The sequence below is a fragment of the Burkholderia sp. AU30198 genome (assembly GCF_020419825.1).
Taxonomy (GTDB): Bacteria; Pseudomonadota; Gammaproteobacteria; order Burkholderiales; family Burkholderiaceae; genus Burkholderia.
On the sequence record NZ_JAIZSA010000011.1, the window covers coordinates 143,764 to 169,791 of the forward strand.

At 68.3% G+C, this 26,028-nt stretch carries 28 protein-coding genes; 11 read left to right on the plus strand and 17 right to left on the minus strand.

Annotated features, from left to right (window positions below):
• Nucleotides 1-193: 193 nt before the first annotated feature.
• The 5 genes from LGN19_RS23665 to LGN19_RS23685 form a co-directional block, all read right to left on the minus strand.
• A complete protein-coding gene (locus tag LGN19_RS23665; RefSeq protein ID WP_039349877.1) occupies nucleotides 194-1,030 on the minus strand; it encodes a bifunctional allantoicase/(S)-ureidoglycine aminohydrolase in 837 nt (278 codons plus the stop codon).
• An 871-nt stretch (nucleotides 1,031-1,901) separates the two neighbouring features.
• Nucleotides 1,902-2,348, minus strand: coding sequence for a hypothetical protein (locus LGN19_RS23670; RefSeq protein WP_122948170.1), 447 nt, complete (start codon nucleotides 2,346-2,348; stop codon nucleotides 1,902-1,904).
• 378 nt (nucleotides 2,349-2,726) lie between these two features.
• Nucleotides 2,727-3,386 carry a methyltransferase family protein gene (locus tag LGN19_RS23675; RefSeq protein WP_226217447.1) on the minus strand — a complete coding sequence of 220 codons (660 nt, stop codon included), beginning with the start codon at nucleotides 3,384-3,386 and terminating at the stop codon, nucleotides 2,727-2,729.
• Nucleotides 3,387-3,542: 156 nt separating this feature from the next.
• Entirely contained in the window at nucleotides 3,543-3,707 is a 165-nt protein-coding gene (locus LGN19_RS23680; RefSeq protein WP_164462741.1) for a hypothetical protein, read from the minus strand.
• 254 nt (nucleotides 3,708-3,961) lie between these two features.
• Nucleotides 3,962-4,381 (minus strand): HIT family protein, encoded by a 420-nt coding sequence (locus tag LGN19_RS23685; RefSeq protein WP_043181059.1) that lies wholly within the window; start codon nucleotides 4,379-4,381, stop codon nucleotides 3,962-3,964.
• 301 nt (nucleotides 4,382-4,682) lie between these two features.
• Between LGN19_RS23685 and LGN19_RS23690 the strand changes: the two genes are divergently transcribed.
• Nucleotides 4,683-5,858, plus strand: coding sequence for a hypothetical protein (locus LGN19_RS23690; protein ID WP_226217448.1), 1,176 nt, complete (start codon nucleotides 4,683-4,685; stop codon nucleotides 5,856-5,858).
• A gap of 192 nt (nucleotides 5,859-6,050) precedes the next feature.
• Nucleotides 6,051-7,451: a serine hydrolase domain-containing protein gene (locus LGN19_RS23695; protein WP_226217450.1), complete on the plus strand. Its 1,401-nt coding sequence runs from the start codon at nucleotides 6,051-6,053 to the stop codon at nucleotides 7,449-7,451.
• A gap of 101 nt (nucleotides 7,452-7,552) precedes the next feature.
• On the opposite strand, the gene LGN19_RS23700 is transcribed toward LGN19_RS23695, so the two are convergent.
• The 6 genes from LGN19_RS23700 to LGN19_RS23725 all read right to left on the minus strand — a co-directional run bounded on the left by LGN19_RS23700 (nucleotide 7,553) and on the right by LGN19_RS23725 (nucleotide 13,111).
• Nucleotides 7,553-8,176 (minus strand): glutathione S-transferase family protein, encoded by a 624-nt coding sequence (locus tag LGN19_RS23700; RefSeq protein ID WP_175222473.1) that lies wholly within the window; start codon nucleotides 8,174-8,176, stop codon nucleotides 7,553-7,555.
• Between the two features lie 72 nt (nucleotides 8,177-8,248).
• A complete protein-coding gene (locus tag LGN19_RS23705) occupies nucleotides 8,249-9,748 on the minus strand; it encodes a TIGR01777 family oxidoreductase (RefSeq protein WP_226217452.1) in 1,500 nt (499 codons plus the stop codon).
• Nucleotides 9,745-10,617 (minus strand): thiol-disulfide oxidoreductase DCC family protein, encoded by an 873-nt coding sequence (locus LGN19_RS23710; protein ID WP_226217454.1) that lies wholly within the window; start codon nucleotides 10,615-10,617, stop codon nucleotides 9,745-9,747. Before LGN19_RS23710 ends, LGN19_RS23705 begins: the two co-directional genes overlap by 4 nt.
• Nucleotides 10,618-10,714: 97 nt before the next feature.
• On the minus strand, nucleotides 10,715-11,185 hold the full coding sequence (locus LGN19_RS23715; protein ID WP_226217456.1) for a DUF2269 family protein: 471 nt from the start codon (nucleotides 11,183-11,185) through the stop codon (nucleotides 10,715-10,717).
• On the minus strand, nucleotides 11,182-12,489 hold the full coding sequence (locus LGN19_RS23720; RefSeq protein ID WP_413227239.1) for an SDR family oxidoreductase: 1,308 nt from the start codon (nucleotides 12,487-12,489) through the stop codon (nucleotides 11,182-11,184). The genes LGN19_RS23715 and LGN19_RS23720 overlap by 4 nt, the downstream gene beginning before the upstream one ends.
• Nucleotides 12,490-12,577: 88 nt before the next feature.
• Entirely contained in the window at nucleotides 12,578-13,111 is a 534-nt protein-coding gene (locus LGN19_RS23725) for a GbsR/MarR family transcriptional regulator (protein ID WP_011353812.1), read from the minus strand.
• Between the two features lie 160 nt (nucleotides 13,112-13,271).
• On the opposite strand from LGN19_RS23725, the gene fabV reads away from it, so the two are divergent.
• Nucleotides 13,272-14,474 carry an enoyl-ACP reductase FabV gene (fabV, locus tag LGN19_RS23730; protein WP_226217458.1) on the plus strand — a complete coding sequence of 401 codons (1,203 nt, stop codon included), beginning with the start codon at nucleotides 13,272-13,274 and terminating at the stop codon, nucleotides 14,472-14,474.
• Between the two features lie 64 nt (nucleotides 14,475-14,538).
• Here the strand turns inward: fabV and LGN19_RS23735 are convergent, their stop codons facing one another.
• The gene (locus LGN19_RS23735) at nucleotides 14,539-15,243 is read right to left on the minus strand and encodes an SDR family oxidoreductase (protein WP_226217460.1); all 705 of its coding nucleotides are present in this window, start codon (nucleotides 15,241-15,243) and stop codon (nucleotides 14,539-14,541) included.
• 345 nt (nucleotides 15,244-15,588) lie between these two features.
• On the opposite strand from LGN19_RS23735, the gene LGN19_RS23740 reads away from it, so the two are divergent.
• Nucleotides 15,589-16,173 (plus strand): TetR/AcrR family transcriptional regulator, encoded by a 585-nt coding sequence (locus LGN19_RS23740; protein WP_226217461.1) that lies wholly within the window; start codon nucleotides 15,589-15,591, stop codon nucleotides 16,171-16,173.
• Nucleotides 16,174-16,257: 84 nt separating this feature from the next.
• On the opposite strand, the gene LGN19_RS23745 is transcribed toward LGN19_RS23740, so the two are convergent.
• A complete protein-coding gene (locus LGN19_RS23745) occupies nucleotides 16,258-16,836 on the minus strand; it encodes a hypothetical protein (RefSeq protein ID WP_122948180.1) in 579 nt (192 codons plus the stop codon).
• A gap of 284 nt (nucleotides 16,837-17,120) precedes the next feature.
• On the opposite strand from LGN19_RS23745, the gene LGN19_RS23750 reads away from it, so the two are divergent.
• Nucleotides 17,121-18,038, plus strand: coding sequence for a DMT family transporter (locus LGN19_RS23750; RefSeq protein WP_226217463.1), 918 nt, complete (start codon nucleotides 17,121-17,123; stop codon nucleotides 18,036-18,038).
• A gap of 15 nt (nucleotides 18,039-18,053) precedes the next feature.
• On the opposite strand, the gene LGN19_RS23755 is transcribed toward LGN19_RS23750, so the two are convergent.
• Together LGN19_RS23755 and LGN19_RS23760 are read right to left on the minus strand one after the other, a co-directional pair.
• Nucleotides 18,054-18,839 (minus strand): YhfC family intramembrane metalloprotease, encoded by a 786-nt coding sequence (locus LGN19_RS23755; protein ID WP_226217465.1) that lies wholly within the window; start codon nucleotides 18,837-18,839, stop codon nucleotides 18,054-18,056.
• An 11-nt stretch (nucleotides 18,840-18,850) separates the two neighbouring features.
• The gene (locus tag LGN19_RS23760) at nucleotides 18,851-19,381 is read right to left on the minus strand and encodes a GNAT family N-acetyltransferase (protein WP_226217467.1); all 531 of its coding nucleotides are present in this window, start codon (nucleotides 19,379-19,381) and stop codon (nucleotides 18,851-18,853) included.
• 204 nt (nucleotides 19,382-19,585) lie between these two features.
• Between LGN19_RS23760 and LGN19_RS23765 the strand changes: the two genes are divergently transcribed.
• The 4 genes from LGN19_RS23765 to LGN19_RS23780 all read left to right on the plus strand — a co-directional run bounded on the left by LGN19_RS23765 (nucleotide 19,586) and on the right by LGN19_RS23780 (nucleotide 21,750).
• Entirely contained in the window at nucleotides 19,586-19,951 is a 366-nt protein-coding gene (locus LGN19_RS23765; RefSeq protein ID WP_174958058.1) for an ArsR/SmtB family transcription factor, read from the plus strand.
• Entirely contained in the window at nucleotides 19,923-20,408 is a 486-nt protein-coding gene (locus LGN19_RS23770; RefSeq protein ID WP_226217469.1) for an SRPBCC family protein, read from the plus strand. The genes LGN19_RS23765 and LGN19_RS23770 overlap by 29 nt, the downstream gene beginning before the upstream one ends.
• 119 nt (nucleotides 20,409-20,527) lie before the next feature.
• Entirely contained in the window at nucleotides 20,528-21,004 is a 477-nt protein-coding gene (locus tag LGN19_RS23775) for an SRPBCC family protein (protein ID WP_043181482.1), read from the plus strand.
• Nucleotides 21,005-21,111: 107 nt separating this feature from the next.
• Nucleotides 21,112-21,750 (plus strand): 2-hydroxychromene-2-carboxylate isomerase, encoded by a 639-nt coding sequence (locus LGN19_RS23780; protein ID WP_226217471.1) that lies wholly within the window; start codon nucleotides 21,112-21,114, stop codon nucleotides 21,748-21,750.
• A gap of 46 nt (nucleotides 21,751-21,796) precedes the next feature.
• Here LGN19_RS23780 and LGN19_RS23785 read toward each other — a convergent pair whose 3' ends face one another.
• Complete coding sequence (locus LGN19_RS23785) at nucleotides 21,797-22,780, minus strand: LysR family transcriptional regulator (protein WP_122948187.1); 984 nt, start codon at nucleotides 22,778-22,780, stop codon at nucleotides 21,797-21,799.
• A 101-nt stretch (nucleotides 22,781-22,881) separates the two neighbouring features.
• On the opposite strand from LGN19_RS23785, the gene LGN19_RS23790 reads away from it, so the two are divergent.
• Nucleotides 22,882-24,114 carry an MFS transporter gene (locus LGN19_RS23790; RefSeq protein ID WP_226217473.1) on the plus strand — a complete coding sequence of 411 codons (1,233 nt, stop codon included), beginning with the start codon at nucleotides 22,882-22,884 and terminating at the stop codon, nucleotides 24,112-24,114.
• A 427-nt stretch (nucleotides 24,115-24,541) separates the two neighbouring features.
• Nucleotides 24,542-25,234 carry a phosphatase PAP2 family protein gene (locus LGN19_RS23795; RefSeq protein WP_226217475.1) on the plus strand — a complete coding sequence of 231 codons (693 nt, stop codon included), beginning with the start codon at nucleotides 24,542-24,544 and terminating at the stop codon, nucleotides 25,232-25,234.
• A gap of 103 nt (nucleotides 25,235-25,337) precedes the next feature.
• On the opposite strand, the gene LGN19_RS23800 is transcribed toward LGN19_RS23795, so the two are convergent.
• Nucleotides 25,338-25,997, minus strand: a complete 660-nt coding sequence (locus LGN19_RS23800) for a glutathione S-transferase family protein (RefSeq protein ID WP_226217477.1) — start codon at nucleotides 25,995-25,997, stop codon at nucleotides 25,338-25,340.
• Between the last annotated feature and the right edge of the window lie 31 nt (nucleotides 25,998-26,028).

Consider the following 26,028-nt stretch of genomic DNA (forward strand, 5'->3'; position numbering starts at 1 on the left):
GAAGTAGCGAGGAAGCCGGGCGCTCCGAGTCCGCGAGTGGCAGTTGTACCGTGGAAGCGGTCGTCGAACGTGCGGCGGCTCGAATGGCCGTGATGGATCGACAAGCAACATCCACGGAAACCCACGAAGAACCCGAAAAAAAACCCGCCGACATCCGCCGGCGGGCTTTCACATCCAACTGCTTCCTCGACGCTTAACGCGCCGGGTTCAGCAACAGGTTCATGTGACGGTTCACATCTTTGTACAGCAGGTAACGGAAGCGGCCAGGGCCACCCGAATAGCATGCCTGCGGGCAGAACGCGCGCAGCCACATGAAGTCGCCCGCTTCGACCTCAACCCAGTCCTGGTTCAGTCGATACACAGCCTTCCCTTCCAGCACATACAACCCGTGCTCCATCACGTGCGTTTCAGCGAACGGAATCACACCGCCCGGTTCGAACGTCACGATGTTCACGTGCATGTCGTGGCGCATGTCGCTCATGTCGACGAAGCGCGTCGTCACCCATGCGCCGTTGGTGCCCGGCATCGGGATCGGCTCGACGTCCTGCTCGTTGGTCACGAACGCTTCCGGCAGCGGAATGCCGTCGACGGCCTGGTAGTGCTTGCGCACCCAGTGGAACCGCACCGCGGCATCGCTGACGTTGTGCAGCGTCCAGTCCGCGCCCGGCGGAATGAACGCATAGCCGCCCGGCTTCAGCACGTGCTTCGTGCCTTGCAGCGTCAGCTCGGCTTCACCTTCGACGACGAACAGCACGGCTTCGGCGTTCTTGTCCTGCTCGGGCTTGTCGCTGCCACCGCCCGGGTTCACTTCGACGATGTACTGCGAGAAGGTTTCCGCGAAACCCGACAGCGGGCGGGCGATCACCCACAGGCGCGTGTTCGTCCAGAACGGCAGCCAGCTCGTGACGATGTCGCGCATCACACCCTTCGGGATCACCGCGTACGCCTCGGTGAACATCGCGCGATCGGTCAGCAGATCGGTCTGCGGCGGGTGGCCGCCATGCGGCGCGTAATACGTTGTCTTAGACATAGTGCATCCAGGCAATGGGTTGGTCCGGCCCCGGACGCAAACGGCATCGGGCGGCACGTACGCGCGTGGGGCACGCATGCGGCGGCGGGACATCGTTGCCGGGGTGGCTTGAAGGCGCACGCGCCTTCGTTCGGTCGGCCAGGCTTCGCGACGGGTTCGTCCGGTTCATCGGACGCAGCGGCCCATGCTTGTGGAGCCGGCGGCCGGGCCGCCGCGCTCGCGATCATGCGGCGAGGCGCGGCCAGCGGCACGGTGCGATGCCGTACGCGAGCCTTGCCGACGATAGCGAAGTCGTTCGCAATCGACCAATTAAATGTTGCGATGGATTCCATTCGATTTCCCACTACCGGCGGGCACCCGCGATACGCGGTGAGGAAGCGTGACGCGACGCTCTGGCTATCAGGGAAATCCTGACGAGCGGGGTAATGCACACGTCCGCCGCGACACTAGAGGCGCAGGCGAGTAACCGCAGCCATGCCGGTCACGCACGCGGATCGCGATACATCTGGTTACGCAGAGGGGAAAACAACGACGGGTGCACGCCAGCAAACTGCACCGCATCGATCATGAGCCGTCGTCAGGCCGGAGAACGGGCCAACGGGAATCGAACGAAACGCGAACGGTGTCGACGCTGCCCGGACGCATTCAGTCGCGAGCGGTGATGTAGTCGGGAAACGGGGAAATACAGCAGGGAGGGAAACTTGCCGGCCCGTCGATCGGGCATCTGGTCGCGGCCGATGAGGCCGGAAAGGGTTCACCGGTATGACCGGCGATGGCGGCCCGGCAGGCCGCCGGGCCGAATTTCGCGTCGGGTGCCGACGCCGTCGGCGCGCCGGTGCGCGGGTCGCGCACCGTGCCGCGCCAGCGGCGATCAGTCCCAGTCGCGGTGGTGACGATGCTTGCGGTGGTGATAGCCACGATCGCCGCGGCCGCCGTAATCGCGCTCGTACGAGCTGCGCGACATGTTGCCGCCGAGCGCCGCGCCGGCGCCGCCGCCGACAGCCGCACCCAGCAGGCCGCCCGTGCGGCCGCCCATCGCGTTGCCTGCCGCGGTACCTGCACCGCCGCCGAGGGCGCCGCCGATGATCGCGCCGGTGCGCTCGCGACGGTTCGACGTCACCGCGCCACCCGCGCCGCCGCCGATGGCGCCGCCGATCACCGAGCCCGTGCTGCCGCCGAGCGCACCGCCGACTGCTGCGCCGGCTACCCCGCCGAGCGCGCCGCCAAGCGCGTTGTTCATGTCACCTGCCATGGCCGGCAGTGCAGTCGCGCCGGTCAACGCGGCGACGACGAGAGCGGGGGCGATTTTCTTCCACATTCCCGTATTCTTCCTTGTTCGCAATCTGGTTATTGAAGGTCCGCTCGGTACGACGATCTGAATCGATCGACGTCGGGTCAGGCATTGTGCCGAACCGCGGACCAATTCATTTCAATGAGCTTGCGGCGAAGAATAGCACCGGTCCCACGTCCTTGCCGTGGACATTCTGGTAACAAGTTGTTTACGAATAAGCGATCTCGGACGCACGCCCCGGAATGCCCGAAAACCCGCGCCGGCATTGGCTCTGGCGAGGGTCCGGCCCTGCGGAAAAGCAGGCCGGCCACGCGCGGCGTCGCACGTTTGCGACACACGTGGCAACACATCGGGCACGTATCGTGAGCCGGCCCCGAAACGACGGCCGCAGGGAAATGAAGGGGGTCAGTACACGCCGGGCAGCAACCGCCAGGTCCGCGCGCAATACGCGTCGTATTCGGCGCCGAATTGCGCACGCAGCAGCGCCTCCTCGGAACGGATACGCGCGACGAGCGGCACCATCGTCAACACGACCAGCAGCACGCCGACGCCCGAGCGGAACGCGAGCGCCCAGCCGAGTGAATTGACGAGCAGGCCGAGATAGCTCGGATTGCGGATGCGGCGATAGATGCCGTCGGTCACGAGCGTGTGGCCCGGCTGGATCGCGACGAGCCCGCTGAAGCGCTTGCCGAGCACGAATACGGGCCAGATGCGCAGCACGCCGCCCGCGATGTACAGCACGACGCCGCTCCAGCGCACCGCATCGCCGCCGAAGGTCCAGAAGTCGAGCCGGTCGGTCAGCGCGGGCAGGTACGCGAGCAGCAACCCGATCACCCCGAATGCCGCGAGCACCCAGCGGTTGTCGCGGTTCTCGCGCTCGCCGCTGCTCAGGTTGCCTTCGGTGAACATCGCGACGACGGCCATCGCGAGCGTCGCGACGACGGCGACGGTCAGCGGCGGATGCGAGAAGAAGGCCGCGAACCCGCCGCTGCCGAGCACCGCGAGCCCGAGATAGACGAGCGTGGAGATGCCCGACAGGGCGGCGACCTTGCGGGTGACTGTCATGGCGGCCTCACCGGAATGCGCTTTCCTGTGAAGTATAGGAAGCGCGCACACGTCGTGCGGCGCACCGCGGTCATGCGGTGCGCGAATCCGCGCGAGTCATCCGGCGCCACGCGCGGGCGCTGACCGATGCGGCCAGCGCCCGCGCCCGGTGCCGGATCAGCGGATGCGGAAGTTGCCGCCGATCCCGACGCTGACGGGCGGCGCGTAATACGCCGGCGCATAGCCGTAGTAGCCCGGCGCAGGCGCGTAACCGTACGGCGGCGCGACGTAGCAGCCGGACAGGCCGCCGATCAAGGCAAGCGTGATGAGAAGTCTGGACATGGCTCGATTCCCGGCGCGAAAGACGAATGGCACCTCGCGAAAGCCGCGCCGCCGCGAGATGCGACGGCCGGCACGAAGAGGCGATCCGCCCTTCCTGTCGCTCGATGAAGCAATGCGCGGAGTCTAGCGCCGGGTTGGCCGGGCCGCGTTTCGCTGGCGGTTACACGTGTTACCTCGCGTGACCGCTGAAACAGGCGACGGCATGGCGGCCGGCCGGTGCGGCGTGCCATGCCACGCCGCATGCAATCGATGTGTTACACAAAGCGCGCGCGAATGCGCTGCGCGAGCGCTTCGAGCGTCGCCGCGTCGGCGATCTCGCGCGCATGCATCCGCAGCTCGGCGCCTTCCCAGCGCGGGATCACGTGGAAGTGCACATGCGGAACCGTCTGGCCGGCTGCCGCGCCGTTGAACTGGCCGATGAACACGCCGTCCGGCTCGAGCGCCGCGCGCACCGCCGCCGCGACGCGCTGCGTCATGCGGATACCGGCCGCGGCGGCGTCGCCGGACAACTCGAAGATCTGCGCGGCCGGCTCCTTCGGGATCACGAGCACGTGGCCGTCGGCCTGCGGCATCAGATCCATGATCGCGAGGGTCGCGTCGTCTTCCGCGACCTTCACGCACGGCAGTTCGCCGCGCAGGATTTTGGCGAACGGGTTGTTGTTGTCGTAGGACATGGCGTTTTCCGATAACGGTTGGACTGGGAAAGTGGGAAAGCAATGCCGGACGATTATCGGCCGACGGCGGGTCGGATTTCAACTTGTCAGGCCGAGTCGCCCTTTCTGCGAACAATGGACGCCGCCCGCATGCAACGCGGCGTAACAGATTGGAATATCCGGCCATCGCCGTCCGTTTATTTCGAGCGTGGGTTCACGTGGCAAGCGCATGAGTACGATCGCGAACCCGCGCCGGACACCCGTCGGCTGCGCAGGCCGGCAGCCGGGATGACTGATCGTGATCATCAACCGGAGTCATGCCATGGACCCTCTCCCCTCCTGTCGTTCACCCGCCCCGCCCGTCTTCGCAGCTGATCCGCCGGTCTTCGCGCGCGTCCGGCGCACGCTTGCGCACTCGCTACGCCGCGCAGCTTGCGGCGCCGGGCTGGTCGCGTTGTCGTCGGCTTTCGCGTGGGCCGGCGGCAGCGACGTCATCCTGCCGATTCCATCGTTCACCGCATCGACGGTGCCCACCAACGGCGATGTCAATCCATACGGCATCGCGTTCGTGCCGCACGGCGTGCCGAACTGGAGCACGCTGAAACCGGGCGACGTCGTCGTGTCCAACTTCAACGCGGCGTCGAACGCGCAAGGCACCGGCACGACGATCGTGAAGCTGACACCCGGCAAGACGCCGGCGACGACCTTCTTCCAGGGCAGCAATCTCGGCCTGACGACCGCGCTCGTGGTGCTGCGCAGCGGCTTCGTGCTGGTCGGCAACGTCCCGACGCCGGACGGCAAGACCATCGAGCCGCCGGGTTCGCTGCTCGTCATCGGTCCACAAGGCAATCTCGTCACGCAACTCGCCAGCGCCGCGCTGCTCGACGGGCCGTGGGACATGACCGTGATCGATCGCGGCCAGCGCGTGACCGCGTTCGTGTCGAACGTGCTGAACGGGACGGTCTCGCGCATCGAACTCGCGATCGGCGACAACGGCGTCACGATGCTGCCGGGCTCGCGCGTCATCGCGTCGGGCTACGTGAATCGACCCGATCCCAATGCGCTCGTCGTCGGCCCGACCGGCCTCGCGTACGACCCGAACATCGACGTGCTGTATGTCGCCTCCACCGGCGACAACGCGGTGTTCGCGATCCAGAACGCCGCGTCGACGAACCGCAACGGCGGCGTCGGACGGATGATCTACTTCGACGCGGCGCACCTGCACGGCCCGCTTGCGCTGGCGCTCGCACCGAACGGCCATCTCGTGACCGCGAACGGCGACGCGGTCAACGCCGATCCGCTGCAGTCGAGCGAGATCGTCGAATTCACGGTGGACGGGCGCTTCGTCGCGCAAATGCAGGTCGACACCGTTGCGGGGGCGGCATTCGGCCTGGCGTTCGGGCGCGGCAGCAAAGGCCAGCTGGAATTCGCGGCCGTCGACGACAACACGAATACCGCGACGGTCTGGACCCTGCGGCCCGACAGCAACGCGCAATGACGTGCCACCTGGGCGGGCCGCGCGTGGCCCGTTCGACCTGGCCGATCGACACCCACGATTCGCACACGCCGGGCAGCATGCACCCTGTCGACGCCGCCCGGCGTCTCAAGTCCTCGCGATTGCCACCGCCGGCCCGAACCTGCGACACTGCCGGTTCACGTTCCGCCTGCAGACAACCGAGGACGCTCGCGCATGACGATCCCCTTCAAGAAGCTGATCCTGCGCGGCGTCGCGCTCGCGGCCGTCGTCGCGATCGGCTACACGGGCACCATGCTGTCCCGGCTCGCGCCGATCGCGACCGGCTATGCGGCGAAGGCGCTGTGTTCCGGCGTGTACGTATCGGGCCGCCCGGCCGCGTCCGTGATCGACGTCGACATCATGGCCGGCGTGCATCCGCTGCTGAAACTGGTGCACCCGTCGATCGATCCCGACCGTCATCGCGCCATAGCGACCTTCGCCGGCTTCGCCGAACGCGAAGCCGACTTCCGGCCGGGGCTCGGCTGCACGCTCGCGCTCGGGCCGTCGCCCGGCACGTTGCCGGCTGCGCTGCCGCCCCTCCCCGATCCGCCGGCCACGCCGCCGGCACCGGTCACGCCGCCGGCCGGCATCGACGCGCACAAGCTGCAGACCGCGCTCGACCGCGCATTCGACGAGCCCGATCCGGCACGGCCGCGACGCACGCGCGCGGTCGTCGTGATGTGGCGCGGCCAGGTGATCGCCGAGCGCTATGCGCCCGGCTTCACGGCCGACACGCCGCTGCCCGGCTGGTCGATGACGAAGACCGTCACCGCCGCGCTGGTCGGCATGCTCGTCGCGCAGCACAAGCTGTCGCCCGATACGTCGGCGCTGCTGCCCGAATGGCGCGGCAGCGGCGATCCGCGCGCGGCCATCACGCTCGACGAACTGCTGCGGATGACGAGCGGCCTGCAATTCAACGAGGACTACGACGACCCGCTGTCTGACGTCGCGCTGATGCTGTACGCGCAGCCCGATACCGCGCGGTTCGCGTCGGCGAAGCCGCTCGCTGCGCCACCCGGCACGCGGTGGTCCTACTCGAGCGGCACGAGCGCGATCGTCGCGCGCGTGATGCGCGAAGCGCTGGGCGGCAGCGAAGACGACTACCTCGCGTTTCCGCGCCGCGCGCTGTTCGCGCCGCTCGGGATGCGCAGCGCGGTGTTCGAGCCCGATGCGTCCGGCACGCTCGTCAGCCCGTCGTACATGTATGCGAGCGCGCGCGACTGGGCGCGCTTCGGGCAGTTGCTGTTGCAGGACGGCGTGTGGGACGGGCAGCGGCTGCTGCCGGAAGGCTGGGTACGCTACTTGACGCGCACGACGCCGCAGTCGGAGCGACAGGAGTACGGTGCGCAGCTGTGGGTCAAGGTGCCGGAGCCATTCAACGATCGCGATCCGCATGCGGTCGCGATGCCGGCCGACGCGTTTCATGCGGTCGGCCATGAAGGCCAGTTCGTGAGCGTGGTGCCGAGCCGGCAACTGGTGGTCGTGCGGCTCGGGCTGTCGCGGCCGGAAGCCGCGTGGAACCACGAGGCGTTTCTCGCGCGCGTGCTCGACGCGGTGCCGGCGCCCGGCGCGTAAAAACGGGCCCGCGGGCCCGTGCATGCCGGTCATGACGCGGACGCGGACGCGGACGCGGCGGCGATTGCCACGCCACCGCGCCGTGCGCTACCGGTGCTGGATCACGGGTTCGGGCTGCCCGCGTATTTCTGGAAGCCTTCGCGCGTCGCGAGACGTTCGATATAGCGCGACACCGCCGGGAAATCCGGATGCTCGAACGGCGTGCCGAACCAGCGGTTCACCGACAGGCCGATCGGAATGTCCGCGAGCGTGAAGCCGTTGCCGGCCACGTACGCGCCGGTTGCTTCAAGCTGTGCGTTCAACACCTGCATGTGCTTCGTCCAGCCCGCGATCGACTGCGCGATGCCTGCCGGATCCTGGTGATCGGGCGATTTGCGCACGAGGCCGAGGAACGCGCCGACCCACGAGCGGTTCAGGTCGGCGCCCTGCCAGTCGATCCACTGATCGACCCGCGCGCGCGCCTGCGGCTCGGCCGGATACAGCGCGTCGCCGCCATAGCGGTTCGCGAGGTAGCGGATGATCGTGTTCGATTCCCAGAGCACGAAATCGTCGTCCTTGATGACGGGCACGAGACCGTTCGGATTCAGCGCGAGATAGGCCGGATCGTTGGTCGTGCGGAAGCCCGCACCCCAGTCTTCCTGTTCGAACGGCAGGTTCAGCTCGGTGCACAGCCACAGCACCTTGCGAACGTTGATGGACGGGATCTTGCCGAGGATGTGCAGCATGCAGTCTCCTTGTGAGGTCGGATGCGGAGCGCCCGGGACACACGACACGTCCCGAACGCGTTCACGCCGAGTTTATACGCGACCGTGCGGCAAACGACAGGCCGTGCGCGGAAAATCCGCGTGCGGCCGATTCGTCAGGTCACGCAGCGCATGCTCGGCCGTCGGGAACCGGAACATGAATCCGTCCTGATGCAGCCTTGCCGGCATCACCCGCTGCCCGTCCAGCAGCAGTTCGGCCATTTCGCCCATCGCGACGCGCAGCGGCGCGGCCGGCACGTGCAGCCAGGCCGGGCGGTGCAACACCTTCGACACGACCTGCACGAACTCGCGCTGGGTCAAGGGCGCGGGCGCGACCGCGTTGTAGATGCCATGCATGCCGGGATTCGCCATCGCGCGCGCGACGATCCGCAGCACGTCGTCCCGGTGGATCCAGCTCATCACCTGCGTGCCGTCGCCGAATCGCCCGCCCATCCCGAAGTAATGCGGCAACAGCATCGAGCGCAACGCGCCGCCGGGGCCGAACACGACGCCCAGCCGCAGCACCACCGAGCGAATGCCGTGGCGCTCGAGCGGCTGTGCGGACTGCTCCCACTGCCGGCACAGTTCGGACATGAAGCCGGTGCCGGCGCTGCTGCGCTCGTCGAGCCGCTCGTCGGCAGCCCGCACGCCGTAGTAACCGATCGCCGACGCCTGGATCCACGTGCGCGGCTTGACCTCGGCGGTCTCGACCCAGCGCATCAGCGATTCCGTGACGCCGACCCGGCTGGCGAGCAGCACCGCCTGCCGGCGCGTGCTCCAGCGCGCGCCCAGCACCGGCGCCCCCGCGAGATTGATGACCGTGTCGAAACGCTCGTGCGGCTGCAGCTGTTCGATGGATGTCACGCTGCGCACGCGGCCGTGAAACTGATAGGCCGCACGCAGCGGATCGCGCGCCAGCAACGTGACCGTATGCCCCGCATCGAGCAGCCCGTTCACGAGGGTTTCGCCGATGAAGCCGGTTCCGCCGGTCACGAGCACGTTCCCCGGCGGCTGCCCCGCGAACGGATTGGCGACCGGCGCGCGTCGCGCGATCCGGCAGGCCGCGATCCCGTCGCGGATTCCCGATACCGTCACGCCGACGGCAAACAGGCTCAGCACCCAGCCTCGCCAGCCAAGATCGAGCGCCTGCAGCGCGGTCGGCTCCTGCACCCACGCGGCCAGCTGCATCGCGATCATCCCGAACAGCGCACCGCCGTTGACGGCCAGCAGCGTGTGCAGCACGCGCTCGGTCGCCGGCAGCTTGCGGCTCTGGTCCTCGACGACGAAATCCCACAACGTCAGCACCACCTCGACGACCACTACCGCCGCGATGGCCGCGACCCACGCGCCGTGAAAGGCGACGTTCGCGATCGACGCGAACACGAGACCGTAAAGCACGGAACGCACCGCATGAATCGCCAGTTCGAGCCGCGCGCGCGGGCTGTGCGGGAGATCCTGCGTGAGTTCATGGTGATAGAGCGTATCGAATGCGCCCATCGCGCCCTGCACGATCAGCAGGTTGAGCGCCCAGTCGTAAGCAGGCAAGGTGTTCATACGGTGTCCCTCCTCCAAAGCCAGACAAGCGGTGGCACCATCGCGACGAGTGCCGCCGCGTCGATCGCCACGTGGCCCGATACATGGGCCTGCAATGAAAACAGCATGTCCTGCGGCGCCCAGATCAGCAGGCCGGCCAGCAGCCATCCCCACACTTCGCGGCGACGCAGCCGGTTGCCGAGGTGGACGAGCGCCAGCATCCAGACCGACGCGCATTGCACCGTCGCGCCGATCAGCGACATCCACCAGATCTGCTGCGCGCGCGCCGGTTCGGGTGCCGTTCCCGCCCAGAAATGCAGCTCGATCACGCGGTGATACGCGTCGAGCCACGGCGCGCCAGCAATCCATGGAACGGCCATGCCGACGAGCAGATGTGCGATCGCCGCGCCATACATCCAGGTCACGACGATGCGGCGCGCAGCGTCACCCACCGGACGATCCGCCGTCGATTCGGCGGCTCGGCCGCGACCGCTACCGCACGCCGCCCCGTCGCACTGCGCTTCGCCGTGGTAGCCGAGCCAGCGCGACACGGCATGCCGGTTGCGCGCGAAGCGGCGATACAGCGGCGCCAGCGCACCACGCACGACCGGCACGCGAAGCAGCCAGACGAGCCAGCGGTGCCCGGTCAGCGCATGGGCGGCCAGGATGCTGTCCACGCCGGTCAGCATGCGTCCGTCGGGCAGACGCGCGTGCAGCTCGCGATTCAGCGCGGGCAGGTCGACGCCCAGCGTCGCGGGATCGAAACCCGGCGCGGCGATATCGACGAAGGCCAGCCGCTGTCGCGCGTCGCGGGCCCCGAGACGCTTGATCTCCGCCACGCATAACGGACATCGTCCGTCGAAGTACAGCACCAGTTCACTTGATTCCATGATTCGCATTCCTTCTTTTTTGTGTCGCATGCCTCATGAATCGATCGACTGCTTTCCGCCACGCCCTACCGCCGCCCCCGCGCGGCGGACGACGCGCTTACATCGGCTTGAGCACCATCAGGAAGTAGACGGTCAGCATCGCGAAGAACGCCGGATAGCCGAGCAGTTCCCAGCGCTTCGCATAGCGCCAGTACCGTTCCGGCAGCGCGGCATCGCCATTCACGTGCGCGAGCTTCGCCATCGCGGCCAGTTCGACCTGCAGCCACACGACCGGCAGCCAGCAGGCGCCGGCGATCGAATACAGCACGATCGACGCGACGAGCCACGGCGTATGCCACGGCCAGCCGGCCGTGTGCGCGAGCCAGAGCCCCGAAGCCGGCTGGAAGATCACGGCCGGCGTCGTGAACCACCAGTCCGCACGCACCACGAGGCGCGACACGGCCGCGATCGCGGGCACCGAGCGCGTGCGGTTCGCGAAGAACAGGTAGAACGCGGTGCCGAACCCCGTGCCGACCAGCAGCACCGAGGACAGGATGTGAAGCGCCTTGATGACGAGATAGGTATTCATGCTTGTTCTTCTTCTGAAAAAAGGATCAACAGGATGGCGAGAATCGGTACGTTCTTGAGCACGGGGCCGAACGGTTCGGCGAGCAAGCCCGGCATCGTGACCGCGATGACCGCCGAATACGCGACGATCAGCGCGGCTTGCGCGACCCACAGGCGGCGCGACGGCGCGACGACGGTCGCGATGCCGAACCCGAAGTCCAGCGCGCTGGCCGCATAGAGCGCGATCAGCGCAGGCAGCCCGGTCAGATGCGCCGGCGCAAGCAGCGCGAGGCTCGCGTGCAGCGGATGGATGAACGCGCTGGCGATGGCCGTCCAGATCCACACGATCGCCAGCGCGCCGCGCAGCAGCGGACGACGCCACATCGCGAGCGCGTCGCGGCGCAGCGCGGCCGCTTGCGCGCCGATGAAGCCGTCGATCCCGCGCGGCGGCCGACCGAGCAGGGCCGTGGCCGCTGCCGGATCGCCGGTGTTCCCGCCGCGCAGCATCGTCCACGTGTCGCGCGTGAACATCGCGCCCGGCAGCCTGCCGAACACCGTGGCCGCCACGCCGGCCAGCGGGCCCGGCAGCGTCACGCGCGCGGCAGGCGGAAACCCCAGCGCGGCACGGTAGCGGGCCAGCATCTCGCGGTATTCGACTTCATCGTTGCCGACTACGTCGATCACCGGGTTGCCCGCCGCCGGCGCATCGACGCATCGCGCGACGACTTCGGCGAGATCGTCGACGTGCACGGGTCGCAGCCGCTGATGGCCGCCCGCCGGCAGCACCTGCACGGGCAGGCTCGCGAGCATCCGGAAAAACCGCGCCGAAGCGCCGTCCGTGCCGTAGACGAGCGCGGGGCGCACGATCCGGAAGTCGATCGGCAGCGTCTGCAGGAAGCGGTCGGCCGCGTATTTGCTCGCGAAGTAGCGCGTATCGCCACGCTCGACACCGAGCGCCGAGATCTGGATCACGCGCCGCACGCCGGCGCGGCAGCACGCGGTGAAGAGCGCGCACGGCGCGGCGCGATGCACGGCGTCGAGCGTCGCGCCGCGCCGATCGGCGAGGATGCCGACCGCATTGATCACCACGTCGACGCCCGCCAGCCGCGCGAGCCACGCGTCAGGGTCGATGTCCTTCGCAAAGTCGATCGCGACGTCGTACGGGCCGGCCGCATGACGCACACCGCGCAGCACGCGATGGCCGCCGGCTTCGAGCTGCGCGCACAGTGCCCGCCCGATGAAGCCGTTCGCGCCGCACACGAGGACGGTCATGCTGCGCGCGCCGGTGCCGCCACGCGGGCAGGTCGACGGCAAGACAGTGTCCATTTTCATCCTTTATTTACAGTTATTTCTGTACAAACAGAAATAACGACCCCAAAAAAAGCGGGCTGTCTGCCCGCACTGCGCGTACCGCTTACTTCGACGGCTTGCGCCTGACCGTCTGGCTGATCTTCGCGCCGATGCCGAGCGCCTTCATCAGCGTATCGGGCTTGAGCCGCAGCATCTCGTCCGACCAGGTCGTGAGCGTCTCGACGAACTGCAGCGTGTCGCGGATGCGCTGCTCGGTCTCGCGGCTCTCGTTCGCAATCTCGGGATTCGTCAGGCAGTCGCGCAGCACCGTGAGCGTCGGTTCGATCTCGCGCTGGCGCCGCCCTTCGACGATCAGCTTGAACAGTTCCCAGATGTCGGTCGACGTCTCGAAGTGGTCGCGGCGGTCGCCCAGCACATGCACGACCTTCGCCAGCCGCCACGCCTGCAGTTCCTTCAGGCTCGTGCTGACGTTGGAGCGCGCCACGTTCAGCGTCTCGGCGATCTCGTCGGCCGCGATCGGCCGGCCGGCCAGATAGAGCAGCGCGTGGATCTGCGAGACGGTGCGGTTGACGCCCCACCGTGAGCCCATTTCGCCCCAGTGGAGAATGAATCGTTCGGCAATCGGTGTGAGTTCCATGACGTGAAATTTAGGCATTTCAGTTATTTCTGTCAAGAGAGAAATAATTGAACGATCCGCCAGGTTCCGGCGGCGCCCGCCCGCGATCTGCCGCATCCTTTACAATGCGCGGGATTTTCCCGAATTCAGGCCGTTTCTGCCTTTCAGACTAGAGGTTTCCATGATCATCAAACCGCGCGTGCGTGGCTTCATCTGTGTGACGACTCATCCGGTCGGCTGCGAAGCCAACGTCAAGGAACAGATCGACTACGTGACTTCGCACGGCCCGATCGCCAACGGCCCGAAAAAGGTGCTCGTGATCGGCGCGTCGACCGGCTACGGCCTCGCCGCCCGGATCTCGGCCGCCTTCGGCTCGGACGCGGACACGCTCGGCGTGTTCTTCGAGCGCGCCGGCAGCGAAACGAAGCCGGGCACGGCCGGCTGGTACAACAGCGCCGCGTTCGAGAAATTCGCCGCCGAAAAGGGGCGCTATGCGCGCAGCATCAACGGCGACGCCTTCTCCGACAAGGTCAAGCAGATCACGATCGACACCATCAAGCAGGATCTCGGCAAGGTCGATCTCGTCGTCTACAGCCTCGCGGCACCGCGCCGCACGCACCCGAAGACGGGCGAAACCATCAGCTCGACGCTCAAGCCGATCGGCAAGACGGTCACGTTCCGCGGCCTCGACACCGACAAGGAAGTGATCCGCGAGGTCACGCTGGAACCGGCGACGCAGGAAGAGATCGACGGCACCGTCGCCGTGATGGGCGGCGAGGACTGGCAGATGTGGATCGACGCGCTCGATGAAGCCGGCGTGCTGGCCGACGGCGCGAAGACCACCGCGTTCACGTATCTCGGCGAGCAGATCACGCACGACATCTACTGGAACGGCTCGATCGGCGAAGCGAAGAAGGATCTCGACAAGAAGGTGCTGTCGATCCGCGACAAGCTGGCCACGCACGGCGGCGACGCACGCGTGTCGGTGCTGAAGGCCGTCGTCACGCAGGCCAGCTCGGCGATCCCGATGATGCCGCTGTACCTGTCGCTGCTGTTCAAGACGATGAAGGAAAACGGCACGCACGAAGGCTGCATCGAGCAGGTGTACGGCTTGTTCAAGGACAGCCTGTATGGCGCGACGCCGCATGTCGACGAAGAAGGCCGCCTGCGCGCGGACTACAAGGAGCTCGATCCGCAGGTGCAGGCGAAGGTCAGCGCGCAGTGGAATCACGTGACGAACGACAACCTGTACGAGCTGACCGACTTCACCGGCTACAAGACCGAGTTCCTGCGCCTGTTCGGCTTCGAGATCGCCGGCGTCGACTACGACGCGGACGTGAGCCCGGACGTGAAGATCCCGGGCATCATCGACACCACCGTCTGACGGTACGGCCCGCCGCCCGTGCCGTGTGTGCAGCGCGGGCGGCAGGGTCGAGATTCCGGCGACGTCAACGCTGCGCCGGTTCTTCCAGATAGACGCCCGACGACAGCGTGGCCTTCACGTGCCGCGTGAGCTCGTCGGTCGACACTTCCTCCTCCCCTGCTTCGATCGCTTCGTACGCCTGGCGCACAACGTCGGCCGGCGTCGCCTTCGGCACGTCGAGGCCGGCCGTCAGGTCGGTATCGATGAAGCCGGCATGCAGCCCGACGACCTGCGTGCGCTGCTCGCGCAGCGAGTGGCGCAGCCCGTTGGTCAGCGCCCATGCAGCCGATTTCGACACGCCGTAGCTCGACAGGATCGGCCGGTTCACCCAGCTTGCGACCGACAGGATGTTCAGGATCGCGCCGCCGCCATGGTCGGCGAGGATGCCCGCGAACGCGCGCGACATCGCCAGCATCCCGAACACGTTGGTTTCGAAGTGATTGCGCAACGCGTCCGCCGCGCCTTCGTCCGTCAGGCTGCCGAGCCGCGCGATGCCCGCGTTGTTGATCAGCAGCGTGACGTCGCGTGCGACATCGGCCGCCGCGGCGACGGCCGCCGGATCGGTCACGTCGAGCTTCACCGGCACGACGCCCGGCAGCTTCACGGTGGCCGGATCGCGCGCCGCCGCATACACCTTGCGCGCCCCTCTCGCGAGCGCCTGCTTCGCAAACTCGAGCCCGAGCCCGCGGTTTGCGCCCGTCACGAACACGACTGCACCTTCGATCTTCATGATGCTTCCTTTCGCATGATGAATCGCATGCGCGCCGGCTCGCCGCGCGCGTGAGACCCGGTGGAAAACCAGACTGCCATTGCTTGTCGAACCGTTGCGCCGCCACGCGGCAGACGGTGAGCCTTCCGCTGCCCTTCCTGCCCCAGCGACGCCAAAGACGCCGACCGATTGCCATCCGGTGTTCCGGCCGCGGCTTTGCACCCTCCGCCAAGTCGGCTACACTCGATTTCAATGTCGATCACCATTGTCTTTGCGGTGCATTGTGTTCGCGCAATTCACCCATGTCAATGGTGATCGCTATTGTGTTTTCCAATCGACGCGATCGGCAAAATCAGGGAGGGATCTATGGGTGTGTCAAGACAGCAGGCTGCCGAGAACCGGAGCGCGATCGTCGCGGCCGCCGAGCGGCTGTTCCGCGTGCGCGGCGTCGACGCGGTAGGGCTCACGGAGCTGATGAAGGAAGCCGGCTTCACGCAGGGCGGCTTCTACAACCACTTCAAGTCGAAAGACGCGCTGGTCGCCGAAGTGATGGAAAAGGCGATGCAGGACCGCGCGGATTCGCCGAACGCCGGCAGTCTCGATGCGCAGGTGGCGCTGTATCTGTCGGCCGCGCATCGCGACAACGTCGAGGCCGGCTGTCCGCTGTCCGGTTTCGCGGGCGATGCGCCGCGACTGACCGATGCGGCGCGGGCGTGCTATGCGCACGGCCTCGCCACCTATCTCGACCGGCTGGAACGGATGGTGGCTGCGGAAGGCGCGACGCCGACGCAGACGCGCCGCGACGCGATCGCGGTCTTCAGCCAGATGGTCGGCGCGCTCGTGCTGTCGCGCGCGATTGCGGGCACCGATCCGGCGCTGGCGGACGAGATCCTCGCGGCCGGGCGGGACACGCTCGCCGACAGGCGGGACGATCCGGGCGCACCGGCGTAGTCCCGCCAAAACGTCATGGTGCGTTGGCCTGCGCGGCGTGTTGGCGTGCCGACGTGCGCGGCGGTACTGCAGCGTCGTGCCGCGCTATTCGACTCCCCGTGCGGCATCCCACAGCGGCTGCGCACCGCGCGCCGCATTCCAGGCGGCAAAACGCGTGCGCCACGATTCGAACGGCTCCGCCAGCGGGTGGCGCGGATCGTCGCTGAGCGAATACGCCATCCCCTCGATCAGCCAGCGCGGCTTGGTCGCGACGGCCAGGTTGCCGAGCACTTCCGCCTGCCGGTGATGGATCAGCTCGTGCGCGAGAAAGTAGGTCTGCCAGCCGCGCGGCGCGACGACCACGCCGAAATTCCCGAGCGTCAGCGCCGCGCGCTGGCCGACGCCGAATGCATCGGCGCATGCGCGCGTCGAACAGAACACCACGCGCGGCGCCGCCTGGAACGGGCCGACGGCCGCCGCCGCGCGCGCATAGCCGTCGCGATAGAGTTGCCGCGCGTCGCCGAGCTTCGCGGCATCGTCCGTGCAGAGATCGGCGCTCGGGCACGACACGCCCGGGACCAGCGCGGGCGCGACGACGCGCAGCGGCTTGACGAGCGCATACGCGGCAATCGGCAGCGCGACGAGCAGGCCCGTGAGGGCGAAAGCGACATGGGAGCGTTTCATCGAGGCGGTGGTTCCGGGGTGTTCTGCTGAGGTTTTCCTGCGTGAATATATCGGACTGGCGACGTCATCGGTCCTGTTTCATTTCCGGCCGAAACCCGGCGGACGGCCGGTGCTCGCCACGACCGGCGAGACCTTCCGGCGCTTGCCACCGCCATCTATCCCTCTGCCCAAACAAAGACTTTTTACGACCTAATTGCGCCTGAATAATATATTGGACGCATTACCGGGCGCATCGCATCCTTGCCCTCTACCGGCCCGCAGCGGCCGCACGACCAGGACAGGACATGAACGGAAACGAACGGCTCACCGGCATCGGCTACGGATTGCTCGCGGCGCTCATCTGGGGCGGTTTCCCGGTCGTCACGCGCCTCGGCGTCACGCACTCGGCCCTCGATGCGTACGACATCGCGTTCATCCGCTTCGTCGTCTCCGGCACGCTGCTGCTGCCCGTCCTGCTGCGCCGCGGCCTCGGCACGCTGCGCCCGGCGTCGGTCGCGCTGATGGTAGCCGGTGCCGGCGCGCCCTACATCCTGACCGTCGCGGCGGCGTTGAGTCGCGCGCCGGTCGGCTACTTCGCGCTGACGCCGGGCAGCATGATCGCGTTCACGGCCATCCTCGGCCGGCAGATCGCGCACGAGCGACTGAGCACCGCGCAGATCGCCGGCATCGTCACGATCCTGGCCGGCATCGCGCTGGCCGCGTCCGATGCGCTGCGCGGCGCGATCGGGCTGCCGGCGCTCACGCTGTTCATGCTCGGCGGCTTGCTGTGGGCCGTCTATAACGTCACGACGAAACGCGCCGGCGCCAGTGCGCTGCACGCGACGGCCGTCGTGGCGGTCGGCTCGGCGGTGCTCTACTGTCCGCTCTATCTGGCCGTGCGCGGCGGCGCCGTGCTGCATGCGCCGGTCGCGGCCATCGCCACGCAGGCGATCTACCAGGGCGTGCTGATGTCGGTGCTGGCGCTCTACTGCTTCAGCCGGGCCGTCGTCGCACTCGGCCCGGCAATCGGCGCGACCTTCGCCGCAATGATGCCGCTGCTCGCCACGCTCGAGGCCATGCTGATGCTTGGCGAACGGCCGCATGCGCCGGCACTTGCCGGTATCGCGATCGTCACGGCCGGGATGGGTTTGAGTCTCGTCAGCCGGTGGCGTACGGGCGATGCGCCGGCCATCCCGCGGCAGAACTCCGCCGCAAACGGCTGAGCTGAGCCCTGCATATCAGGCGACGTGCCCCGTGCTCGCGTCGCCAGCACCCGTCGTCCGGCGGCTCCAGCGCACCCCCAGCCACAGAAGCACGACACTGCACACGAACAGGATCGCCTCGACCAGCACCGTATCGACATGCCAGTACCGCGTCAGCAGCACGGCAACGACGTCGAACACGAAATGGAGCGCAATCGCATACGCCAGCCAGCGTTTCGTCCCGCGCACGAACGTCTGCAGCACGATCAGCGATAGCCCGACATGCGCGGCCAGCGCGCTCGCGCGTTCGAGCAGCGCGAGAAACGGCGACGCGAGCGTCATGCCCGCGAACTGCGACCCGATCAGCGACTGCACGCCCTCGGGCACCACGACGCCCGCGTGCGCGAGCAGATAACCCGTGCCGAGCGCGAGAAACCCGACGCCGACCAGCAACATCGCCTCCAGCCCGCCGTGCCCGAGCCCGAGCATCACGGCCGTCGACGCGTCATGCCGCTTCGGCAGCAGATACCGGAACGCGACCCAGCGCCCGCCTTCCTCGAAGAGCCCGGCCGTCAGCGCCGCGAACACGAGCATCGGCAGGTGCCAACGCGGATCGTGCGCGAGCCAGTGGAACAGCGGGATCTGCCACGACAGGCGCAGCACCGGCTGGAACACGAAGAAGGTCAGCATGCCGTAGAAAAACACGCGCCACGGCACCTGCGTGCGGTGCCGCCACGCGGCCGCGAGCCACGCAGGCGCGAGCAGCGCGGCGACACCGGCCGCGAGCGTGACGAACAGGAGCGCCGGCGCAACGGGATGCACGGCGCGCCCGGTTACGCCAGCTGCTTGTGGAAATACGTCGTCGCGCAGAACGCGCCATCAGGCATCAGCGCGAAGTTCGGCACGACGCCCACGCGCTGCCAGCCGGCCCGCTCGTACAGCCGCTCGGCGTCGCTGCCCGTCACGGTGTCGAGCACGAGCACGGTCTTGCCGGCGTCGCGCGCGGCCGCGTCGGCCGCCGCCATCAGCCGCGCGGCGATGCCCTGCCGGCGCGCGTGCCGCGACACGAGCATCTTCGCGATATCCGCGCGATGCGGCTGGTTCTCGGGCTGCGCGGTCACGACCTGCACGGTGCCGACGATCCGGCCGGCGGCATCCTCGGCAACGAGCAGGATGCGCTCGCCGTTCGCGACGCCGTCGGCGACGCGGGTCCAGAACGCGACGGCGGTCGGCCGCGCGATCGGCAACATGAAGCTGACGGACGCACCGCCCTCGACGCAATCGATCAGCACATCGGCCAGCGCATCGACGCAGGCCCTCGCTTCGCCCGCGTCGACGCGACGGACAGCAACGGATTCGGTCATGCCATCTCCGGTAGTCAGGTGGGCCGCACGCGCGGGTTCGGCGTGCGTCCGGATCGGAAGGAACACCGGCCGGCCGTCGCGGCTCGCGCAACGGCGGCAGGCACGCGGCAACGCCGCGCCTGGTCGGCGCGTGTTACCGCCCCATCATCCTACGCGACGAAAATTTTCGTTGCATCGCCGTTCGGCTCCCCTATACTTAGCCACATGGCTAACTTTCAACCCGGCATCAGCGACGTCTTCCACGCCCTCGCCGATCCGACGCGCTGCGCGATCGTCAGCGCGCTCGGCCACGGCGAACGGACCGTCTCCGCGCTGGCGGCGCCGTTCGACATGGCGCTGCCGTCGTTCATGAAGCACGTCGCGGTACTCGAGCGCAGCGGCCTCGTGCAGACCCGGAAAGCCGGCCGCTCGCGCACCTGCATGCTGGTCGGCAGCCGGCTGAGCGAGGCCGAGACATGGCTCGCCGAGCAGCGCGCGCTGTGGGAAGCCCGATCCGATCGTCTCGTCGAATTCGTCGAACGCCGTCACCAGGAGGAACAAGATGTCAGCAAGCCCCGTCGACCCCGTTGAAACCCTCGATCTCGTCATCACGCGCACGCTGCGCGCGCCGCGCCACGCGCTGTGGCGTGCGTGGACCGACCCCGAACTGCTGAAGGAATGGTGGTGCCCGAAACCGTGGACCACCGAAGTGCGCGCGTTCGACCTGCGGCCCGGCGGCGCCTTTCATACGCTCATGCGCGGCCCCGATGGCGGCTCGAGCGACAATCCCGGCTGCTTCCTCGAGATCGTGCCCGAATCGCGCATCGCGTTCACCTCGATGCTCGCGGGCGGCTGGCGGCCGCAGGCACCGTGGCTGGGCTTCACGGCGATCATCACGATGGCCGACGACGATGCGGGCAGCCGCTACGAAGCGCGCGTGATGCATCCGGACGCCGCGACGCGCGAGCGCCATGAAGCGCTCGGCTTCTTCGAGGGCTGGAACACCTGCATCACGCAGCTCGACGCCTTCGCGGCCGCGCTGCGCTGAGCGCGGCCGCGTGTGCGGTCATTGCGTGCCGCCTCACGCGCGCCTAGGATTCCTGAAGGAAGCATGACGACACGCCGGCCTCCGGCGTGCACCGTCGCGCGCGCTCCGCGGGAGGCAACATGTTGCACACGCACACGCATTCGACCCGGGTCAGCCGGCACCTGAACGCCCCGCGCGGGCGCGTCTACCGCGCCCTGCTCGATCCGCACGCGGTCGAGCAATGGAAGGTGCCCGACGGCATGACCTGCCGCGTGCATGCGTACGACGCGCGCGAAGGCGGCGCGCTGCGCGTGTCGCTGAGCTACGACGCGCCATCGGCCGGCACCGGCAAGACCACCGCGCACACCGATACCTATCACGGCCGCTTCGTCACGCTCGTGCCGGACGAGCAGATCGTCGAGATCGACGTGTTCGAAACCGACGATCCGATGCTGCGCGGCGCGATGACGATCACGATCACGCTGTCCGACGAAGCGGGCGGCACGCGCGTCGACGCCGTGCACGACGGGGTGCCGCCCGGCGTGCCGGCCGCCGACAACGAGACCGGCTGGCAAATGGCGCTGGCAAGGCTCGCGGCGCTGGTGGAGGCCGCGTAGCAGCGTTCCTGCCGGCGGCGGGATGCGATGCGGCGGCGCAAAACGCCGCCGCGTGCGACACTGGCCCGCACCCGATCCATCCGGACCCGCACGAGGAGACGCTCGCGATGAACGCCGCACGCACCGCCACCTGGTATTTCGATTTCGTTTCGCCGTTCGCCTATCTGCAGCAGGAACGGTTCGACCAGCTCCCACCGGCCGCCGCGTTCGAGCCGCGGCCCATCGTGCTCGGCGCACTGCTTGCACACTGGGGCCAGAAAGCACCGGCCGAGATCGCGGCGAAACGCGTCTTCACCTATCGACACGCGCAATATCGCGCGGACAAGCTCGGCATTCCGTTCCGGATGCCGCCCGCGCATCCGTTCAATCCGATCAAGCCGCTGCGCCTCGCGATCGCGATGGGCAACTCACCCGACGCGATCCGGCGGATCTTCCGGCATATCTGGCGCGACGGCCAGGACGTGTCGACACCGGAAGGCTTCGCCGCGCTGTGCGACGCCGTCGGCTTTCCGGAAGGCGTGACGGCCGTCGACGCCCAGCCGGTGAAGGACGCGCTGCGCGCGAACACCGATGATGCGATCGCGCACGGCGTATTCGGCGTGCCGACCTTCGAACTCGAAGGCGACCTGTTCTGGGGCGAGGATGCGACCGACATGTTCGCCGACTGCGCGACGTCGCGCGCGTGGCTCGAGTCGCCCGAGGTGCGCCGCATCAGCGCGCTGCCCGAGGGGATCCGGCGCGGCTGACGGCACAGCCACCGCCCGGCGCTTGCCGCGCATCCCGCATCCCGCGTCAGGCGTCGCGCCCTTCGACGAGCCCCGGCACGGCCTCCCGCATCATCGCGGCAAACCGCACGAGCCGCGACGGATAGAACTGCGCATGCGGGTAGGTCAGGTAGACGGGCAGCGGCGCGGCCTGCCACTCGGGCGCGAGATGGACGAGTTCACCACGCGCGAGGTGGTCGGCCAGCATCCATGACGACCCGACGCACGCGCCCACGCCGAGCAACGCCGCGCTGCGCAGCGCGTACAGGTTCGCAGTCGTGAAGCGCGGGCGGATCGCAATGCGCCGCGTCTCGCCCGTGACCGAATGCGTGAGCGCCAGCTCGCTGCGGTAGTACGTGCGCAGCGACAGCCACGGCAACGCGGCCAGCGCGTCGGGGTCGGCCGGCACGTCCGCGCCGTTCAGCACGGACGGTGCGGCGACCACGAAGCGCGGCACCTTCGAGAGCCGGATCGCGACGACGGCCGGATCGGTCGGCTCGCCCACCTGGATCGCGCAATCGATACCGCTACCGACGAAATCCCGCACCTCGTCCTGCAGCAGCCACTCGACCGACACGCGCGGATAGTCGCGCAGGAACCGCGCGAGCGGCGCGACGAAACGCTCCTGGCCGAACGCGTGCGGCACCGCGACCCGCAGCAGCCCGTCGGGCTCCTCCTGCGCGCCGCGCAGATCGGCCTCGAACGCCGCCCAGTTCGCCAGCAGCTCCTTCGCGCGCTTGAAGCAGCGCTCGCCGTCGACGGTCAGCCGCATCGTGTGCGTCGTGCGCTGCAGCAGCCGCATGCCGAGCGAGCGTTCGAGCGCCTGCAGCCGCCGGCTGATCGTCGGCTGCGTCGTATGCAGTTGCGCGGCAGCGGCCGACAGGCTGCCGGCCTCGACTATGCGCACGAAGGTTTCCATCAGCTCGAAACGATAGCCGGCACCGTCCACCGGCACCGCCTGAACGCGCGGAGACCCGCCAGCAGCACGGGAGAAGGGGGATTTTTCGGTCATGCGTGAAGCGTATAACAAATCTGCGCAGGGCGGCACTACCGTGGCCGGCCGCGTGCCGCCACACTCGCGTCCATCCCTTCATCGCACCCAGGATGCACGCCATGTCCACCCCGTCCCGTCTCGATGCCGCGCCCCGCGAAGCACACGCCCCGGCCCACCCGGCCGCCCATTCGATGCCCGATCGCCGGCTCGTGCTGCTGCTCGCGGCCGCCGCGGGCCTCGGCGTCGCGCCGCTCTACTACGCGCAGCCGATGCTCGGCGCGCTCGGGCCCGATCTCGGCGCATCGGCACGCGCGATCGGCTTCGTACCGACGCTCACGCAGCTCGGCTATGCGCTCGGCATCCTGCTGCTCGCGCCGCTCGGCGACCGCTTCGACCGCCGCCGCGTGATCGCAACCAAGGCCGCGACGCTGGTCGTCGCGCTGCTGCTCGCCGCCATCGCGCCGTCGCTCGGGCTGCTGCTCGCGGCGAGCTTCGCGATCGGCCTCGCCGCGACGATGGCGCAGGACGTCGTGCCGGCCGCCGCGACGCTCGCGCACGACGCGCATCGCGGCCGCATCGTCGGCACGGTGATGACGGGGCTGCTGCTCGGCATCCTGCTGTCGCGGGTCGTGGCCGGGTTCGTCGCCGAGACGGCCGGCTGGCGCGCAATGTTCGCGCTCGCGGCCGCCAGCGTCGCCGCGATCGGCGTCGTGGCCGCGCGCGGGCTGCCGCACTTCGAGCCGACCACGCGCCTGCCGTATCGCGCACTGATCGGGTCGCTCGGCGCGCTGTGGCGCCAGCATCCGGCGCTGCGCCGCGCCGCGCTCGCGCAGGGGCTGCTGGCCATCGGTTTCAGCGCGTTCTGGTCGACGCTGGCGGTGATGCTGCACGGCGCACCGTTCCACCTCGGCAGCGCGGCCGCGGGCGCGTTCGGCCTCGCGGGCGCCGCCGGCGCGCTGGCCGCGCCGATTGCCGGGCGCCTGGCCGACCATCACGGCCCCGAGCACGTCACGCGCTTCGGCATCGGCATCGCGACGGTGTCGTTCGCGTCGATGGCCGCTGCGCCGCTGATGTCGCCGCATGCCCAGCTCGTGCTGCTCGCGGTCGCGACGATCGGCTTCGATCTTGGCGTGCAGGCCACGCTGATCGCACACCAGGCGATCGTCTACCGGATCGACCCCGCGTCGCGCAGCCGCCTCAACGCGGTGCTGTTCGTCGGCATGTTCATCGGGATGGCGGCCGGCGCCGCGATCGGCAGTTTGTTGCTCGCGCAACTGGGCTGGAACGCGGTGACCGCGCTGGCCGTGGTCACCTCGCTGGCCGCGCTCGCGGTGCGAATCTGGCGCAGCTGATTTTCCGCATCGCACGCACACGGCGGGCAGGCCCACAGGGCTTGCCCGCCTTTTCTTTTATTTTCGACCGGCGCACGCATGACGCTGCGCGGCCTGGCAGATTCGTGCGCATTCGGCACGAAAAGCGACCATCCTGTGCAAGGTCCGCACCGGCTCGAACGAATGTCCAGTTCAACCAATTATTTTTCCGGCGGCCGTGCGCATCGATGCTGAAACATCGGACGATTCGACGCGCCCCGCCACACGGCGCTCGCCCATCCGGCCCCACTGCACAGCCCCGTTTTATCAGGGGATTCCCGGTATTTTTTCGCATTTTCTTCGAAATAACGGGTGACATACTTGCCCCCCGTTGCGCTCCGGTGCGAGCGCGCTTCCAGATCCTGCCGGCCGTACGTCATGCACTGCGGCTCCGTCGGGGCCGCACAACATGAACAATTTCGACACCTCGATCCAGATCTTCCTCACCCACGTGACGTTCGGCCCGCTGATGAATCACGCGATCCGCGTGATCGCCGGCCTGTACACGTTCAAGGGCTTCGTGCTCATCCCCGTGCTGTGCTGGCTGTGGTTCCAGCCAGGCCCGAACCGCGAGCGGCAGCGCGAGCTGGTCGTCGCGACGATCGCGAGCGGGCTCATCGCGCTCGCGATCGGCCGGCTGCTCGCCCAGGTGCTGCCGTTCCGCGTGCGGCCGATCTACAACCCCGAGCTGCATCTGCACTTCCCGTCGGCGGGACTGCGTGCGGCCACGCTGCAGGCATGGAGTTCGTTTCCGAGCGATCACGCGATGCTGTGGATGGCGATCGCTACCGGCATCTTCATCATCGCGCGTCGCGTCGGCGTGTTCGCGCTGCTGTATGCGGTCGTGTTCATCTGCCTGCCGCGCGCCTATCTCGGCTTTCACTACCCGACCGACCTGATCGCGGGCGCCGCGATCGGCATCGCGATCGCGTGGCTGCTGACGCGCGATGCGATCCGCTCGCGCTTCGCGCCGCAGGTGCTGGCGATGATCCGGCGCTTCCCCGCGCCCGCCTATACGCTCGCGTTCCTGCTGTGCTTCGAGCTGATCACGCAGTTCGACGAACTGCTGACGCTCGCGCAGTCGGCCACCCACACGATGTGACGGGGAGACGCCGCGATGCTGCCGCTGCTTTCGTTCCGCCGTCGCCCCGGCACGCGCTGCCGGCCCTGTGCGGCGGCGGCGCGTCGCGCGACGGCCGTGCCGATCAGTCGCGATCGGGCGCACCCAGCGGAAAGAACGAGCGATACGGCCGCGCCTCGTCGACCGCGCGCGCAAACGACGGCCGCGCCAGCAGACGCTTGCGGTACGCGATCACGTTCGCGAACGACGGATCGATCCGGTGCGTCCAGTCCGCATAGAACAGGAACGGCGCCGCGCCGCAGTCGGCGAGGCTGAAGCGCTCGCCGGCCGCCCATTCGCGATCGGCCATCTTCCTGTCCAGCCACGCATAGGACGTGTCGAGCATCGCGCGCGCATCGGCGACACCGCGCGCGTCGCGCTCGGCTTCCGGCCGCAGCGCGTCGTGCACGACTTTCTGCTGCGGCGTCGACACGTAGTTGTCGAAGAAACGATCCATCGTCCGCACCTCGAGCGCCGCGTGCGGATCGTCGGGCAGCAGCCGCACGGGGCCCGGATGGTTCAGGCCGAGATACTCGATGATGATCGACGCCTCGACCACGGTGCGGCCGGCATCGACGAGCACCGGAAAGCGCTTCAGCGGCCACAGCGCAGTCAGTTCCTGCATCGGCTTCGGATCGTCGTGCGCGAGCACGCGATACGCGAACGGCGTGCCGTTCTCGTACAGCGCGGTCAGCACCTTCTGGCAGTATGACGAAAAGGGATGGGCGTATAGCGTCGGCATCATCGTGCGGTCTCTCAGGGTTTCGGCGCCGCGT

Bases quoted from the DNA above. Each gene is read 5' to 3' on its own strand.
- LGN19_RS23735 (WP_226217460.1), bottom strand. From the start codon at position 15,243: ATGAAGATCGAAGGTGCAGTCGTGTTCGTGACGGGCGCAAACCGCGGG.
- LGN19_RS23680 (WP_164462741.1), bottom strand. From the start codon at position 3,707: ATGTCCAGACTTCTCATCACGCTTGCCTTGATCGGCGGCCTGTCCGGC.
- LGN19_RS23800 (WP_226217477.1), bottom strand. From the start codon at position 25,997: ATGATGCCGACGCTATACGCCCATCCCTTTTCGTCATACTGCCAGAAG.
- fabV (WP_226217458.1), top strand. From the start codon at position 13,272: ATGATCATCAAACCGCGCGTGCGTGGCTTCATCTGTGTGACGACTCAT.
- LGN19_RS23670 (WP_122948170.1), bottom strand. From the start codon at position 2,348: ATGTGGAAGAAAATCGCCCCCGCTCTCGTCGTCGCCGCGTTGACCGGC.
- LGN19_RS23785 (WP_122948187.1), bottom strand. From the start codon at position 22,780: ATGACCGAAAAATCCCCCTTCTCCCGTGCTGCTGGCGGGTCTCCGCGC.
- LGN19_RS23685 (WP_043181059.1), bottom strand. From the start codon at position 4,381: ATGTCCTACGACAACAACAACCCGTTCGCCAAAATCCTGCGCGGCGAA.
- LGN19_RS23675 (WP_226217447.1), bottom strand. From the start codon at position 3,386: ATGACAGTCACCCGCAAGGTCGCCGCCCTGTCGGGCATCTCCACGCTC.
- LGN19_RS23665 (WP_039349877.1), bottom strand. From the start codon at position 1,030: ATGTCTAAGACAACGTATTACGCGCCGCATGGCGGCCACCCGCCGCAG.
- LGN19_RS23750 (WP_226217463.1), top strand. From the start codon at position 17,121: ATGAACGGAAACGAACGGCTCACCGGCATCGGCTACGGATTGCTCGCG.
- LGN19_RS23740 (WP_226217461.1), top strand. From the start codon at position 15,589: ATGGGTGTGTCAAGACAGCAGGCTGCCGAGAACCGGAGCGCGATCGTC.
- LGN19_RS23720 (WP_413227239.1), bottom strand. From the start codon at position 12,489: ATGGACACTGTCTTGCCGTCGACCTGCCCGCGTGGCGGCACCGGCGCG.
- LGN19_RS23710 (WP_226217454.1), bottom strand. From the start codon at position 10,617: ATGGAATCAAGTGAACTGGTGCTGTACTTCGACGGACGATGTCCGTTA.
- LGN19_RS23775 (WP_043181482.1), top strand. From the start codon at position 20,528: ATGTTGCACACGCACACGCATTCGACCCGGGTCAGCCGGCACCTGAAC.
- LGN19_RS23770 (WP_226217469.1), top strand. From the start codon at position 19,923: ATGTCAGCAAGCCCCGTCGACCCCGTTGAAACCCTCGATCTCGTCATC.
- LGN19_RS23760 (WP_226217467.1), bottom strand. From the start codon at position 19,381: ATGACCGAATCCGTTGCTGTCCGTCGCGTCGACGCGGGCGAAGCGAGG.
- LGN19_RS23780 (WP_226217471.1), top strand. From the start codon at position 21,112: ATGAACGCCGCACGCACCGCCACCTGGTATTTCGATTTCGTTTCGCCG.
- LGN19_RS23705 (WP_226217452.1), bottom strand. From the start codon at position 9,748: ATGAACACCTTGCCTGCTTACGACTGGGCGCTCAACCTGCTGATCGTG.
- LGN19_RS23690 (WP_226217448.1), top strand. From the start codon at position 4,683: ATGGACCCTCTCCCCTCCTGTCGTTCACCCGCCCCGCCCGTCTTCGCA.
- LGN19_RS23765 (WP_174958058.1), top strand. From the start codon at position 19,586: ATGGCTAACTTTCAACCCGGCATCAGCGACGTCTTCCACGCCCTCGCC.
- LGN19_RS23745 (WP_122948180.1), bottom strand. From the start codon at position 16,836: ATGAAACGCTCCCATGTCGCTTTCGCCCTCACGGGCCTGCTCGTCGCG.
- LGN19_RS23700 (WP_175222473.1), bottom strand. From the start codon at position 8,176: ATGCTGCACATCCTCGGCAAGATCCCGTCCATCAACGTTCGCAAGGTG.
- LGN19_RS23715 (WP_226217456.1), bottom strand. From the start codon at position 11,185: ATGAATACCTATCTCGTCATCAAGGCGCTTCACATCCTGTCCTCGGTG.
- LGN19_RS23795 (WP_226217475.1), top strand. From the start codon at position 24,542: ATGAACAATTTCGACACCTCGATCCAGATCTTCCTCACCCACGTGACG.
- LGN19_RS23790 (WP_226217473.1), top strand. From the start codon at position 22,882: ATGTCCACCCCGTCCCGTCTCGATGCCGCGCCCCGCGAAGCACACGCC.
- LGN19_RS23725 (WP_011353812.1), bottom strand. From the start codon at position 13,111: ATGGAACTCACACCGATTGCCGAACGATTCATTCTCCACTGGGGCGAA.
- LGN19_RS23695 (WP_226217450.1), top strand. From the start codon at position 6,051: ATGACGATCCCCTTCAAGAAGCTGATCCTGCGCGGCGTCGCGCTCGCG.